The organism is Sinomonas sp. P10A9 (genome assembly GCF_041022165.1).
Classification (GTDB): domain Bacteria; phylum Actinomycetota; class Actinomycetes; order Actinomycetales; family Micrococcaceae; genus Sinomonas; species Sinomonas puerhi.
The window spans coordinates 1,810,706-1,824,741 of sequence record NZ_CP163302.1 but is presented as its reverse complement, the minus strand read 5'-3'; the positions used below and the strand labels follow the sequence as shown (position 1 = coordinate 1,824,741).

Below are 14,036 nucleotides of genomic sequence, written 5' to 3'. Positions count from 1 at the left end.
GGTGTGCAAACGCAACGCCGGATCACTCGGCCCAGAAGGTCCCGGCACTTTGAAGCTACCCCACCGCTGGACGCGCACCGAGGACATCGGTGCCAATCCGCAGGTGTGTCGCACCGGCGGCCACGGCCGCCTCGAGGTCCTGGCTCATCCCGGCCGAAACCATCGTGGCGGCCGAGAACCGCGCCCTCATGCCCGCCGAGACCGCCATGAGACGCCTGAACGCCGCCGCCGGGTCGGCGCCGAGCGGTGCCACGGCCATGACCCCCGCGATCTTCAATCCGGGCGTGTCGTCGATGAGCTGCGAGAGAGCGGGCACCTCGGCGGGGAGCGCTCCCCCTCGTCCGGGAGCGGCCTCGGGGTCGAGGTTGACCTGGACCAGGCACGCAAGATCCTGAAGCCCTGCCGCGGCTGCCGCCTTGCCGAGGGCGCCGACGAGCGACGATCGGTCGATGGAGTGGATGACGTCCGCGTAGCGGACCACGCTCTTGGCCTTGTTGGTCTGCAGCTGTCCGATGAAGTGCCACGTGAGCGGCAGGTCCGCGAGTTCCGCAGCCTTTGCCGAGGCTTCCTGATCGCGGTTCTCACCGACATCGGTAACCCCAAGCTCGGCGAGCAGCCTCACATCGGACGCAGGATGGAACTTGGTCACCACGATGAGCTCAGGCTCGTCAGCACGGCCGGCGGCCTCGCACGCGGCCCGGATGCGTTCCCGGACCCGTGTCAGATTCGCCGCGAGCTCGGCCCGACGTCCCCCGTTTCCGATGTGCTCAGCCATGGCTCCACGCCACACCCGCAATGCGGCCGACACCGGGCTCGCGCCGATGGGAGAAGAACTCGCGATGCTCGTAGGTGCAGGCCTCGGCGTCTCGGTGCACAGCGACGCCTGCGGCCTCGAGCTGGGACCTGACGCCCGCCGGAAGGTCGAGCGAAGGGGTCCCCCAGCTCGTCGTGGCCGCCGTTCCCGGGACGACGCGGTTGACCTCGTCGCGCATCTGCTCGGGCACCTCGTAGCAGCTGCCGCAGATGCTGGGGCCCAGCCACGCCTCAAGACCTCGGGCACCAGCATCTCTGAGCTGGCCGACCGCCTCTGGCACGACTCCTGCGGCCAACCCCGGTCGGCCCGCGTGCACTGTGGCCAGCGCAGGGCTGCCGTCCTCGAACTCTCCGACGATCACGATCGGGACACAGTCTGCGACCATCACCGCGACCGGCTCACCACGGGACAGGAGCGCATCCGCGGTCGGACACTGATCGACGCCGGCCCACGCCGTGTCACGGCCGTGCACCTGGCTCATGTACTGGAATGACGGCACCCCCGCCGCGGCGGCGAGGGACTCCCGGTGGCGCTTCACGGCGTCGTCATCAGTCCCGACGTGGAACGCGAGGTTGCCCGCGGCGGACCGCGTGAACGCGACCGTGACGCCGGGACGGACATCCCGGCGCCACCAGAAGAGATTCTCGGCCTGCGGACCCTCGACGGAGCCGTCGCTCACTTGAGGAAGTCGGGCACGTCGAGGTCGTCGTTGCGGTTGCCCGACAGGTCCGGCTCGACGACGGCGGGAAGCTCGACGTCGAACCCACCGTCCGCGGGCAGGCCCGTGTGGCCCTGGCTCCACTGGCTCAGCCCGGCGTGCGACGCGACCGGCTGAGCAGGACGCGGCGCCAGGGGCGATCCGCCGTTGCCTGCCGCCGCTGCGTGGGGTGCGGCGACGGGGGCGGGCGGGGCTGGCACCTGCGCAGCCTTGACGTCCTCGAGCGAGGGCGACGTAGCCTTGACGTCGTCGAACCCCGCCGCGATGACGGTCACGCGCGCCTCGTCGCCGAGCGCGTCGTCGATCACGGCACCGAAGATGATGTTGGCCTCGGGGTGCGCGACCTCTTGGACGAGTCGTGCGGCCTCGTTGATCTCGAAGAGGCCGAGGTCGCTGCCGCCCTGGATGGAGAGCAAGACGCCGTGGGCACCATCGATCGAGGCCTCGAGGAGCGGCGAGGCGATCGCGAGTTCAGCGGCTTTGACGGCACGGTCCTCGCCCCGGGCGGAGCCGATGCCCATGAGGGCCGAGCCGGCGCCCTGCATGACGGACTTGACGTCCGCGAAGTCGAGGTTGATCAGGCCCGGGGTGGTGATGAGGTCGGTGATGCCCTGGACACCGGAAAGCAGCACCTGGTCCGCCGACCGGAAGGCATCCAGGACGGAGACGTTGCGGTCACTGATGGAGAGCAGGCGGTCGTTCGGGATCACGATGAGCGTGTCGACCTCGTCGCGCAGCGCCTCGATGCCGTTCTCGGCGCTCGAAGCACGGCGGCGGCCCTCGAAGGTGAACGGACGGGTGACGACGCCGATCGTCAGGGCGCCGAGGCTGCGGGCGATGCGGGCAACGACAGGTGCGCCCCCGGTGCCCGTGCCGCCGCCCTCTCCAGCAGTCACGAAGACCATGTCGGCCCCGCGGAGGACCTCCTCGATCTCGTCAGAGTGGTCCTCAGCGGCCTGGCGGCCCACATCGGGGTTGGCGCCGGCGCCGAGGCCGCGGGTGAGCTCGCGGCCGACGTCGAGCTTGACGTCCGCGTCACTCATCAGCAGCGCCTGGGCGTCGGTATTGATGGCGATGAACTCCACACCTCGCAGACCGACTTCGATCATGCGGTTGACTGCGTTCACGCCACCGCCGCCAATGCCGACGACCTTGATGACGGCCAAGTAGTTCTGCGGTGCTGCCACGTTGAGTGTCCCTTGTTCGAAAGCCTGCTGGTTCTGCAAAAGCTCGGAGTCCACAACCTTAACCTTCAACTTGAGGGTTATAGTTATGTCAAGTAGCTCTTAGGAAGACGGTATGGGGCGCCCTCGGGGCGCGCAACGACCGTCGAGGCGTGTCGCGCCATTGCCCCGCTCGCTCTCTCTGGGGCTCGCCCGTCAATGCGTCACCGGGTGACGCGGGGTGCTGACATCGAAGACCTGCGGAGGAGCCTGCCCCTTCACGGGGGACTCCGCCGCCTTCATGAGGGCCGAGAGGACTCTGGCCTTGAGCTCGCGGTCATCGGCATTCCCCCACAGTACCGTGCGACCATCCGACAACTTGAGCTCAACAGAGTCCGCCGACTGGGCCGAGGCTGTCGCGAGCTTGCCCAGAACATCGGCCGGGAGGGCTGCGAGCACAGCCGTCACGGCCCGGAACACCGACTGGCCCATGGGCATGGCTGAGCCGTCGATCACCGGCACCGCGTACTGCGAGAGGTCGGCGGCCTCACCGAGGACCACGCCGTCGCCGTCCACGATCAAGAGCTTCTTGTCCTGTTTCACGAGAGCCACGGGCACGCGTTCCGCGATCTGGACCACGAGCGTATCGGGCGGCACAGCCCGGGATTTAACACTCTTGACCTCGACGAACTGGCCCAGGAGCCTCGCGACGTCATCACTTCCCACCGTGGCCAGCGGCCTGCCCCGGAGGGGGCCGAGGGCGGAATCGATCCGCTGCACCGGAAGCAGATGGGTGCCCTGGACGGTGATCTTGCGCACCGCGATGAGCGGCGTGAAGAGAAGCATCGCGAACAGCCCCGCCACGACGGCCACGGCGGCGATACCTCCGATCAGCACGTGCCGACGATGGCGCTTCGCCGGGGGCTCGGGGAAGGCGAGCACCTCGGCCGATCCCGGGCCCTCGGCTGTCTGGCCGCCGGTGCCCGGCCCCACCGTGGCTTTCCCTGTGCCGCGGCCGAATCGGAAGCGGGGACCTTCGCGTTTCCGCGACCTCTCTGGCTCCGGTGTGGACGCGTCGGGCGTTCTCGCGTCCGTCGGCGCTCCTCGCCCGTCGACGCCGTCCCGCGCGGGGCTGAGCCGCGTCACCTTGGCCCCGTTGCCGACCGTCACCCGACCGCCCGACGGCGACCGGGCGGCGTCGCCCGCCGTTCGTGCGGCCGCTGGAGGGCCAGTCTGGTCAGAAGCCGTGCGCGATCGATCGGAAGGCACGCCGAACCGGTCCGCGGCACGCTCTGCCGGCTCGGTCAGGTGCTCCGACCCCGAGCCCTGCTCCTGCGTGCGCCGCGCTTGGGTGCCCTGGGGAGCCGCACCGCCGGGGCGCGGCTGGCGAGGCACCCTCGGGACTCTGGGCACGCGTCCGCTAGGAGTCATGCGGAGCCTCACGGCTGGCGGCGACAGCGGCGTCGGACTGGCCAACAGCATCGGAGGAAACAGAATGACCGGCCTTCGCGGCAAGGGCCTTCAGGATCTCGGGGCCTTGGAACGTGACATCGCCGGCGCCGACCGTGAGCACGATGTCGCCGGGCTGCGCCGCGGCCGCGAGCTCTGCGACGGCGGTCTCGGCGCCGGCGGCGTAGGAACCCGCCGGAAGGTGCGCGGTCACTAGCTCGCTCGTCACGCCGGGGATCGGGTCCTCGCGCGCCGGATAGATGTCCATGACACGGACCGTGTCAGCTCCTGACAGGGCATCGGCGAAGGCTGCCGCGAACTCGCGGGTGCGGGAGAACAGGTGGGGCTGGAAGAGCACGTGGACACCGTGGCCACCGGCGACGGCGCGGGCTGCGGCGAGCGCGGCTCGCACCTCGGTGGGGTGATGGGCGTAGTCGTCGAAGACGCGGACGCCGCCCACCTCTCCCTTGAGCTCGAAGCGCCTGGCCGCACCGGAGAAGTCGGCGAGGGACGCGGCGGCACGTTCGGGGTCCGCACCGGCGTCGACCGCCGCGGCGAAGGCCCCGGCGGCGTTGAGCGCATTGTGGAGCCCGGGGACACGCAGGGGAAGCACCGAGGTGCGGCCGTCCCACAGCACCTCGGAGCCGGCGGGATCGAAGCGGAGGCGCACGTCGGCGTCGCCCGCAGTGCCGTACAGGAGCACACGCGGAGCGCCCTCATGGCTACGGAGGCCTTCGGCCACGGCGCGGGCGCCGGGATCGTCGGCGCACGCGAGGACGAGCCCGTGCCGGGGCACGAGCGCGGCGAACTGGTCGAACGCCTCGTGGACAGCCTCGGCGGTCCCGTAGTGGTCGAGGTGATCGGCTTCGACGTTGGTGATGATCGCGGTCACCGGCCGGTAGTTGAGGAACGAGGCATCGGACTCGTCGGCTTCGGCGACGAAGATGCCGCTCTCCCCCGCGGCGGCGTTGACACCGAGTGCCGGCACGTTGGCGCCGATGGCGAAGCTCGGGTCGAGGCCGGCCCCGCGGAGCATCCAGGTCACCATGGAGGTAGTGGTGGTCTTGCCATGCGTTCCGGCCACGGCGATGACGTGGTCTCCGGCCATGGTCGCGGCGAGGGCCTCTGAGCGGTGGAGAACCCGCAGACCGCGCGACGTCGCCTCGACGAGCTCGGGGTTGTCGGCACGGATGGCAGAGCCGCGCACCACGGTCTCCGCGTCGCCGAGGTTCTCGGCCGCGTACCCGACGGCGATCCGTGCGCCCAGCGTCGCCAGATCGGCCATGACGGGCAGGTCCTTCGCGTCCGAGCCGCTCACGGGAACGCCGCGGGCCACCATGACGCGCGCGACGGCGGACATGCCCACCCCGCCGATGCCCACGAAATGGACCCTGCCGAGCTCCTCGAGCCCCTCCGGAAGCGTCTCATTGGGGCTCATGCGCGTGTTCCTTCCTGGATCCTGCCCTCGGCTGCGGCAAGGGCCATCGCCGCCATCTGCGTGTCCGCGTCCCGGATCCCCTGTTCGGAGGCCCTGCGGGACATCTCGGCGAGCCTCTCCGGGCTGCCGAGCAGCGGCAGGACGGTAGCATCGAGCCATTCCGGAGTGAAGTCCGCGTCGCGGACCATGACCGCGGCACCGGAGTCGACCAGCCCGCGGGCGTTGAGGGCCTGCTCGCCGTTGCCGATGGGCAGGGGGACGAAGACCGCGGGGAGTCCCACCGCTGCGACCTCGCACACGGTGCCCGCGCCCGAACGGCAGAGGATGAGGTCTGCGGCGGCGTAGGCCTCCTCCATGCCGTCGATGTACTCGACCTGACGGTATCCGGGGGCGCGCAACTCCAGGCCGTCCGGCCCGTTGACCGTCTTGCCCCGCCCAGTGATGTGGAGCGTCTGGATGCCGGCGTGGGCCATCGCGTCGAGCGAGGAGGCGATCGTCCGGTTGAGGCTTGCCGCGCCCAGCGAGCCGCCGGTGACGACGAGCGTCGTCGCATTCGGATCGAGCCCGAGGCGCACACGGGCATCGTGCCGGGCCGCGGCGCGGTCCAGTCCCGAGATCTCGCGGCGCATGGGCATGCCGACCACACGGGAGTGCCGCAGTCTGGTCGCGGGGAACGCCTTGCCGACCCGTTGGGTGAATGCGGCACCGACACGATTGGCGATGCCTGCACGCGTGTTCGCCTCGTGGATCACGATCGGCACGCCGCGCCTGCGTGCCGCGAGGTACATCGGGGTACACACGTAGCCGCCGACTCCCACAAGGACATCGGCCTGTGCCGAATCGAGGATGGCCTCAGACTGCCGGACCGCCTTCACGAAGCGCCCTGGAAGGCGCAGCAGGTCCATGGTGGGCCTGCGCGGGAGAGGTACACGGTCGATCACGGCGAGCTCGAATCCGGCCTCGGGAACGATCCGGGTCTCCATTCCGCTGGCCGTGCCGACGGCGAGGATGCGCGCGTCAGGTGATGCGTCGACGACCGCACGGGCAATAGCGAGCAGCGGGCTGATATGCCCGGCCGTACCGCCGCCCGCGAGCACGACGGAGGGTCCGGAGGACTCGGCCGGGGTCCCTGCGGGATCCTCGAGGGTCATGGGTTGGTCGTGGCCTTCCGTTGTGCGTGGTTGGTGCCTCTGCCCTGGGCTGTGCTGCTCCGACCCGCGGCACTGCGCGGACTGGAGGCACTGCTGGGGGTGGCGGCCCGGCTCGTACTGCCAGCCTTGCTCGGGCGCGCGGCCCGGCTGGCGACCGGCGCGGCCGCACTCGCTTTGGGTCTGCGGTCCGGGGCTACGGCACCCTTCCGGGGCGCCCTCGCCTTGCGGACTTTCTCTCGCATGCGCCGTGTAGGACGCATGTCCTCGCGGGCCAAGGACAAGACTACGCCGATGGCGCACAGGCAGCTCACGAGGGCCGAGCCACCCGAGGAAATGAACGGCAGCGGAACCCCGATGACCGGGGCGATGCCCGTGACCATGGCCATGTTGAGCGCTGCCTGGCCGAGGATCCAGGCCATGATGGTGCCGCCGAGGATTCGGGGGAAGAGCTCTCCCTGCCTGGACACGACGCGGAACACGGCGACCGCCAGCACCGCGAAGAGCCCGAGCACCAGCAGGGTCCCGATGAGCCCGAGCTCCTCGCCGAGCACAGCGAAGATGAAGTCGTTCTGGGCTTCCGGGAGCCAACTGTACTTCTGGCGGCTCTGGCCGAGGCCCACCCCGAACCAGCCGCCGGAGGCGAGTCCGAACAGGCCGTTCTGCACCTGGTAGGTGAAGTCACCGCCATCGGCGGTGCAGATGTCGGGGGTCTGCCCGACCCACGCGTAGAGGCGGCACATGCGGTTGGGACTCGTGATCGCGAAGCCGATCGCGCCGAGGGCGAGGAGCAGGCCGGACGTCACGAACAGCTTGGTCGGCACTCCGGCGTAGAAGAGGGCACCGACCACGATGAGCAGGATGATGAGGGTCGTCCCCAGGTCGTGCCCCAGGATGACGAGGCCAGCCACGCCGAGCCCCACGGGGACAACGGGGATGAGCGCATGGACCCAGTTGTCCATGAGCTTGGCCTTCTTGTTCAGGATCGTGGCCATCCACAGGGCCAGCAGGAGCTTGGCGAACTCGGACGGCTGGAGGCTGAAGCCGCCGATGTCGATCCAGTTGCGGTTGCCGAGCACGCGGCGCCCCACGAGTTGGACGAGGGCGAGGAGAACCATCGTGACGCCGATCCCGGGCCACGCGAGGCGCTTGAGCCAGCGCACGTTGATCCGGGAGAGGACGAGCATGCCCACGAGGCCAAGGGCTCCGAAGAGCCCCTGCTTGAGTGCTGCGGTGTACGGGCTGTCCCCGGCGGCGATGCTCTCGACGCTTGAGGCCGAGAGCACCATCATGATGCCGATCGCCGTGAGCGCCAGAGTGGCACCGAGGATGAGGTAGTAGCTCGTGCCGCTGCTCGCTGAATCGATGCGCACGATCCGCCGCCAGAGGCCAACTGCCGCTCGCAGGGGCGCTGGGGGGGTCCGCTGCGCCGTGCTGGCCATGTCCTACTCCTCGGTCGTCTCCCGGGCTGCCGCAGCCCGCGCAGCCTCGGTGAAGGCCGCCCCACGCTCGGCGTACGAGACGAACTGGTCCATCGAGGCCGCTGCGGGCGCCATGAGCACCGTGTCGCCCGGCTCCGCGTGGGCGGCGGCGAGTTCCACGGCCCGCGCCATGATCTCGCGTCCAGTCAGGGATCCGCCTGCGGGCTGGTCGTCACCAGTCTGACCCGCATCCACGGGGAAGACCGGGACATTCGGCGCGTGTCGCGCGAGCGCTCCGGCGAGCTCTGAGCTGTCCAGACCGATCAGGACGACGGCGCGCAGCCTTCCCGCGTGCCGGGAGACGAGCTCGTCGTACGCGACGCCCTTGGAGAGGCCACCGGCGATCCATACGACATGATCGAAGGCGGAGAGCGAGGCCGATGCGGCATGCGGATTGGTCGCCTTGGAGTCGTTGACCCAGACCACTCCCCCTGCCGCGGCGACCGGCTGGATGCGGTGGTCGCCCGGGTGGTAGGCCTGCAGTCCCGCCTTGACTGCGGCGGGCTCCACTCCGTAGGCACGGACAAGCGCAGCCGCGGCAAGCGCGTTGGCCACCATGTGCCGCGGCGCAGAGGGACCAAGGTCCGTCAGCGCGCCGAGTTCGGCAGCGTGCTCGCGGCGTTCCTCGATGAAGGCACGATCGACGAGCAGCCCGTCCACGACCCCGAGCATGCTCACGGCGGGGGTTCCGGTGGTGAACGCAACGGCGCGGCAGCCCTCGATGACGTCTGCGTCCTCGACCATCCGCTCGGTCTCGATCTGCTCGGCGTTGTAGATGCACGCCTTCTGGGTGTTCGCGTAGACCTTGGCCTTGTCCGCGAGGTAGCCCTCATAGGAGCCGTGCCAGTCGACGTGGTCCTCGGCCACGTTCAGGACGACGGACGCAACCGGCGAGAGGGAGTTCGCCCAGTGCAGCTGGAAGCTCGAGAGCTCGACGGCGAACACGTCGTACTCGACGGGTTCGCGGAGCGCGTCGAGGATGGGCTTGCCCACGTTGCCTACTGCGACGGCCGTGAGGCCTGCTGCCCGCAGCATCGATTCGGCCATGCCGACCGTCGTCGTCTTGCCGTTCGTCCCGGTGATCGTGAGCCAGTCCGCGGCCTTCTTCCCTCGGCGGCTCCGCAGGCGCCACGCGAGTTCGACATCGCCCCACACCGGGATGGCCCTGCGCGTCGCCTCCGCGAGCATGGCCTGGTCAGGCCTCCACCCGGGAGAGGTCACGACGAGGTCCGGCTGCGCGCCGTCGACCGCAGGAACATGCTCGACGGCGTCCGGGCCGAGCAGGACGTCCTGTGCACCGACAATCCGGAGGGTTTCCGCCTGCGCTTGGGTCCGCTCAGTCACCGACGCGTCGACGACCACGACGCTGGCACCGAGTTCGATGAGCGTGTCCGCCGCCGCGAAGCCAGAGACGCCGATGCCCGCGACGACGACCCGCAGGCCAGACCAGTCGGCGTCCCACGATGTGAGCGACGCCAGCCGGGCTGCGGTCTCCGCCGATGCTGAGGAAGATTTCCCGATCACAGCCCTGCCACCCACTCTGCATAGAAGACGGCGAGCCCGCCTGCGACGCAGAGGCCGGAGACGATCCAGAAGCGGACCACCACGGTCACCTCTGCCCAGCCCTTGAGCTCGAAGTGGTGCTGGAGCGGCGCCATCTTGAACAGCCGCTTGCCCCTGGTTGCCTTGAAGTACCCGACCTGCAGGATCACCGACAGCGTGATGACCATGAACAGCCCGCCGATGATGACCAGCAGCAGCTCCGTGCGGGACAGGATCGCGAAGCCAGCGATCGCCGCCCCGATCGCGAGGGAGCCCGTGTCACCCATGAAAATCTTGGCCGGCGAGGTGTTCCACCACAGGAACCCGACGAGGGCCGAGCTCATGATGGCTGCCAGAAGGGCCAGATCCAGCGGGTCACGCGAGCCGTAGCAGACGGATCCGATGACTCTCGCGGACCCGCAGGCCTGATTGCTCTGCCAGATCCCCATGAGCGTGTAGGCGCCGAAGACCATGATCGACGCACCGGCAGCAAGTCCGTCGAGCCCGTCGGTGAGGTTCACTCCGTTGCTCGCGGCCGTGACGATCAGGTTGGACCAGATCACGAACAGGATCGCTCCCAGGACGGTGCCGCCGAAAGCGAGGTTCAGCCACGGGATGTCCCTCAGGAACGAGATGTGGGTCGAGGCGGGGGTCAGGCCGCGGCCATCGGGGAACTGGAGCGCGAGCACCGCGAACACCACGCCCACGAGACCCTGCCCGATGAGCTTGGCCCGGGCACTCAGGCCGAGGCTACGCTGCTTCGAGATCTTGATGAAGTCGTCGAGGAAGCCCACGATTCCCATGCCGACCATCAGGAACAGCAGGAGGGCTGCGGTGATCGTGGGTCCGGTCGATGCCGGGTTCAGGAGCCACAGGACGAGGTGCGTGAGGTAGTACGCGACCACCGAGGCGAGCACGAACACTGCACCGCCCATGGTGGGGGTTCCACGCTTGGTGTGGTGGCTCGTGGGGCCGTCGTCGCGGATGAACTGCCCGTAGCCTCTGCGGACCAGCAGACGGATAAAGAGCGGGGTCCCGACCAGCCCGAAGACAAGCGCCAGACCACCGCCGATCAGCAGTGCGATCACGTCAGCTCCGTTCCTGAGTGTGGCGTTGACCCGTCAGCTGCCGCCAATGCTATCCGATCGCCGAGGAGTCCCAGCCCGACGCCATTCGAGGATTTGACGAGGACCAGGTCCCCTGGGAGGAGCTCCGACTCGAGCAGTGCGTACGCAGCGTCTGCGTCCTCGACGAAGGTGGTCTCGTTGCCCCAGGAGCCTTCGTTGACCGCAGAGACGTACAGCGCGCGCGCCTCCCGCCCGACCACGACGAGGCGGTCGATGTTCAGGCGCACCACGAGGGTTCCGACCGCGGTGTGGGCCGGGATCGACTCGCTGCCGAGCTCGAGCATCGCGCCCAGGACAGCCCACGTGCGCCGGCCGCGGCCGAGGTCGGCGAGGGCCTGGAGGGCGGCGCGCATCGACTCGGGGTTGGCGTTGTAGGCATCGTTGATGACCGTGACGCCGTCCGGGCGTTCCGTGCGCTGCATGCGCCAGCGGCTGCCGGGGCCCTGCGCCGAGAGGGACTCGGCGATCTGCGGCACCGGGATCCCCGCGGCGTGCGCGGCGGCGGCGGCGGCGAGGAGGTTGGCGGTGTGGTGGGCGCCGATGAGGCGGCTCGCCACGTGGACGGGCGGCTCCGAGCCGATGGCGAGGTCGAACACCGGTGACCCACCGGCGTCGACCGTCGCGCCGTGCGCAGCCACCACTGTGCCGCGCTGGCTGGCCTCCCCCGCCGCCTCTGGGTGTGACGTGAAGAAGACGAGCTTCGCGCGCGTGCGGGGCTCCATGGCTCTGACGCGGGGATCGTCCAGATTGATGACGGCGGTCCCCGCGGGCGAGAGGGCCTCGACGAGTTCGCCCTTGGCCGTGGCGATGTTCTCGACACCGCCGAACTCGCCCGCATGGGCCGTTCCGACGAACAGCACGACGCCGATGTCCGGCTTCACCATCTCCGCAAGGTAGGTGATGTGGCCGATCCCTGTGGCGCCCATCTCGATGACGAGGTATCGCGTGGACGCATCCGCGCGGAAGACCGTGAGCGGGACACCGACCTCGCCGTTGTACGAGCCCTGGGGAGCCACGGTCGATGTCGCCGAGGCCGATCCGGCTGAGCTCGAGCGGAAGATGCCAGCGAGAAGGTCTTTCGTGGTGGTCTTCCCCGCGGAGCCGGTGATGCCCACGACCGTGAACTCCTCGCCGCGTTCCGCACGCGCCGAGCGGATCCGGTCCACGGCCGCCTTCGCGAGCGCGCCCATCGCGAGAACGGCGTCCGGTACGACGACGCACGGGTAGGCCGCGCCGTCGTCATCCGTCACCTCCCGCTCGCAGAGCGTCAGGACGGCCCCGCCGGCGAACGCTGCGCCGATGAAGGCGTGGCCATCGGCGTGCTCGCCCGGCTTGGCAACGTACAGCGAGCCGGGCCCGACCTCGCGGGAGTCGGTCACGACGTTCTGGGGGACGATAGCGGGGTCCGCGACCAGCCGCCCGCCCGTGATCTCGGCGATCTGCGCCGCTGTGAAGTCAATCATTGCGCTTCGGACTCTAGTGCGCCCGGGCCCTCAGACGGGAATCCCGGCGCGGCGGGAACCACGGGATAGCCGTGATCCACGAGGGCCTGCCGCAGTTCGGTCCGGTCGTCGAGGGCGATGTTGACGCCCTTGACCTCTTGGAAGACCTCGTGCCCACGGCCCGCGACAAGGATCACATCTGAGGGCTCCGCGAGGGCCACTGCGTGGCGGATGGCCTCCGCGCGCGGGTGGACCTCATCGATCCGCCGGCCCAAGCCGTGCTCGGCGTCCTCAGCACGGGCCCCTGCAGTGACCTCGGCCCGGATGGCGGCGGCGTCCTCGTCGTGCGGATCGTCATCGGTCACGACGATGACGTCCGCGCCGCGCACGGCCACCGCTCCCATGACGGGCCGCTTCCCCTGGTCGCGCTGGCCGGTCGCCCCGAAGACGACGACGACGCGCCCCGCCTTGTCCGCGGGGCGCACCGCAGCGAGGGCGCGCTCGAGCGCATCCGGGTTGTGGGCGAAGTCGACGATTGCGGTCGGCGCGGTCCCGACGAGCTGCATGCGCCCCGGAACCTCGAGCGTGAACGGGTCGGCCGCGTCGAGTGCCCCCTGGACCTCCGCCGGGGACACTCCCGCGGCGATCACGAGGAGCGCTGCGAGGGCAGCGTTCGCGACGTTGAACGCTCCAGGCAGGCCCGTGCGCATCCGGAGCACGTCACCCCCGCGGTGGTGGAGCTCGAACGCTGTGCCCACTCCGGAGGGCGTCATCGCCCCGACCGTCCAGTCCGCGTCCTCGCCCGCGCCCGTGCTGAGAGTGGTGACCGGAATCGGCGCCTCGACCGCGAGGCGGCGGCCCCACTCGTCGTCGACCGTCACTACGGCGCGCCCTGCCCGCCCGGGCGTGAACAGCTCCGCCTTCGCCGCGTAGTACTCGTCCATCGTCCCGTGGAGGTCGAGGTGGTCCTGGGTGAGGTTGGTGAAGCCCACCGCGTCATAACGGACCCCGTCGATGCGGCCGAACTCGATCGCGTGCGAGGAAACCTCCATCGAGGCCGCCGTGACGCTCCGCTCGCGCATGAGGGCAAGCAGGGCGTGGAGGTCGGTGGACTCAGGCGTGGTGAGCCGGCTCGGGATCGCCTCGCCGCCCGCGGAGATCTCGATGGTTCCGATGAGGCCCGTGCGGTGCCCTAGGGCGCGCAGGAGGGAGTTCATGAAGTAGGACGTGGTGGTCTTGCCGTTCGTTCCGGTGACGCCGAGGAGCAGCATGCCGGCATCCCCTGCACCGGCGCGCGGCGTGCCGTAGATCCGCGCGGACACCGGCCCTACCGCCGAACGCGGCCTGTCGATCACGAGCACCGGCACGCCCTCGAGGGACTCGGCGAGGGCGATCTGGCGCGCGCCCTCCTCGTCAGTCAGCACGGCGACGGCGCCGGCGTCGACCGCCTGCCGCGCGAAGTCGGCGCCGTGGCGGGACGCTCCGGGAAGCGCGAAGTAGAGGTCACCGGGCTGCACGGCACGCGAATCGAGGCTCGCACCGGTCGCCGGATCCGCGCTCTCGAGTCCGGTGGTGGGCACCCCGACGAGCGTCGCGATCTGCGTGAGCGGAACAGGCTCAACGTGGGTTGGCCTGATGGCCTGTTGACTGTCATGCTGCGCGTCCCCGGGGGGCACGCTCCTGCCCGAGGGCATGGGCTGATCGCTCACGTTCA

General features: G+C 69.9%; 11 protein-coding genes. All 11 read right to left on the bottom strand.

The annotated features are described in order from the left end of the window. Positions 1–55: 55 nt before the first annotated feature. Complete coding sequence (locus tag AB5L97_RS08285) at positions 56–775, bottom strand: YggS family pyridoxal phosphate-dependent enzyme (protein ID WP_307956607.1); 720 nt, start codon at positions 773–775, stop codon at positions 56–58. Continuing rightward, complete coding sequence (locus AB5L97_RS08280; RefSeq protein ID WP_369047155.1) at positions 768–1,493, bottom strand: polyphenol oxidase family protein; 726 nt, start codon at positions 1,491–1,493, stop codon at positions 768–770. The genes AB5L97_RS08285 and AB5L97_RS08280 overlap by 8 nt, the downstream gene beginning before the upstream one ends. After that, on the bottom strand, positions 1,490–2,719 hold the full coding sequence (ftsZ, locus tag AB5L97_RS08275) for a cell division protein FtsZ (protein ID WP_369047154.1): 1,230 nt from the start codon (positions 2,717–2,719) through the stop codon (positions 1,490–1,492). Before ftsZ ends, AB5L97_RS08280 begins: the two co-directional genes overlap by 4 nt. A gap of 192 nt (positions 2,720–2,911) precedes the next feature. Further along, a complete protein-coding gene (locus AB5L97_RS08270; RefSeq protein ID WP_369047153.1) occupies positions 2,912–4,090 on the bottom strand; it encodes a cell division protein FtsQ/DivIB in 1,179 nt (392 codons plus the stop codon). 25 nt (positions 4,091–4,115) lie between these two features. Continuing rightward, positions 4,116–5,582: a UDP-N-acetylmuramate--L-alanine ligase gene (gene murC, locus AB5L97_RS08265; RefSeq protein WP_369047152.1), complete on the bottom strand. Its 1,467-nt coding sequence runs from the start codon at positions 5,580–5,582 to the stop codon at positions 4,116–4,118. Further along, complete coding sequence (murG, locus tag AB5L97_RS08260; RefSeq protein ID WP_369047151.1) at positions 5,579–6,733, bottom strand: undecaprenyldiphospho-muramoylpentapeptide beta-N-acetylglucosaminyltransferase; 1,155 nt, start codon at positions 6,731–6,733, stop codon at positions 5,579–5,581. The genes murC and murG overlap by 4 nt, the downstream gene beginning before the upstream one ends. Beyond that, on the bottom strand, positions 6,730–8,172 hold the full coding sequence (ftsW, locus tag AB5L97_RS08255; RefSeq protein ID WP_369047150.1) for a putative lipid II flippase FtsW: 1,443 nt from the start codon (positions 8,170–8,172) through the stop codon (positions 6,730–6,732). The genes murG and ftsW overlap by 4 nt, the downstream gene beginning before the upstream one ends. Before the next feature lie 3 nt (positions 8,173–8,175). Then, positions 8,176–9,732 carry a UDP-N-acetylmuramoyl-L-alanine--D-glutamate ligase gene (gene murD, locus AB5L97_RS08250; RefSeq protein ID WP_423246848.1) on the bottom strand — a complete coding sequence of 519 codons (1,557 nt, stop codon included), beginning with the start codon at positions 9,730–9,732 and terminating at the stop codon, positions 8,176–8,178. After that, entirely contained in the window at positions 9,732–10,841 is a 1,110-nt protein-coding gene (mraY, locus tag AB5L97_RS08245) for a phospho-N-acetylmuramoyl-pentapeptide-transferase (RefSeq protein WP_307956614.1), read from the bottom strand. The genes murD and mraY overlap by 1 nt, the downstream gene beginning before the upstream one ends. Continuing rightward, positions 10,838–12,343: a UDP-N-acetylmuramoyl-tripeptide--D-alanyl-D-alanine ligase gene (locus tag AB5L97_RS08240; RefSeq protein ID WP_307956615.1), complete on the bottom strand. Its 1,506-nt coding sequence runs from the start codon at positions 12,341–12,343 to the stop codon at positions 10,838–10,840. Before AB5L97_RS08240 ends, mraY begins: the two co-directional genes overlap by 4 nt. After that, positions 12,340–14,016, bottom strand: coding sequence for a UDP-N-acetylmuramoyl-L-alanyl-D-glutamate--2,6-diaminopimelate ligase (locus AB5L97_RS08235; RefSeq protein WP_369047391.1), 1,677 nt, complete (start codon positions 14,014–14,016; stop codon positions 12,340–12,342). Before AB5L97_RS08235 ends, AB5L97_RS08240 begins: the two co-directional genes overlap by 4 nt. Between the last annotated feature and the right edge of the window lie 20 nt (positions 14,017–14,036).

Excerpts from the sequence above, each read along its gene's own strand:
- murC (WP_369047152.1), bottom strand. The coding sequence starts at position 5,582 with ATGAGCCCCAATGAGACGCTTCCGGAGGGGCTCGAGGAGCTCGGCAGG.
- murG (WP_369047151.1), bottom strand. The coding sequence starts at position 6,733 with ATGACCCTCGAGGATCCCGCAGGGACCCCGGCCGAGTCCTCCGGACCC.
- AB5L97_RS08240 (WP_307956615.1), bottom strand. The coding sequence starts at position 12,343 with ATGATTGACTTCACAGCGGCGCAGATCGCCGAGATCACGGGCGGGCGG.
- AB5L97_RS08235 (WP_369047391.1), bottom strand. The coding sequence starts at position 14,016 with ATGCCCTCGGGCAGGAGCGTGCCCCCCGGGGACGCGCAGCATGACAGT.
- AB5L97_RS08285 (WP_307956607.1), bottom strand. The coding sequence starts at position 775 with ATGGCTGAGCACATCGGAAACGGGGGACGTCGGGCCGAGCTCGCGGCG.
- ftsW (WP_369047150.1), bottom strand. The coding sequence starts at position 8,172 with ATGGCCAGCACGGCGCAGCGGACCCCCCCAGCGCCCCTGCGAGCGGCA.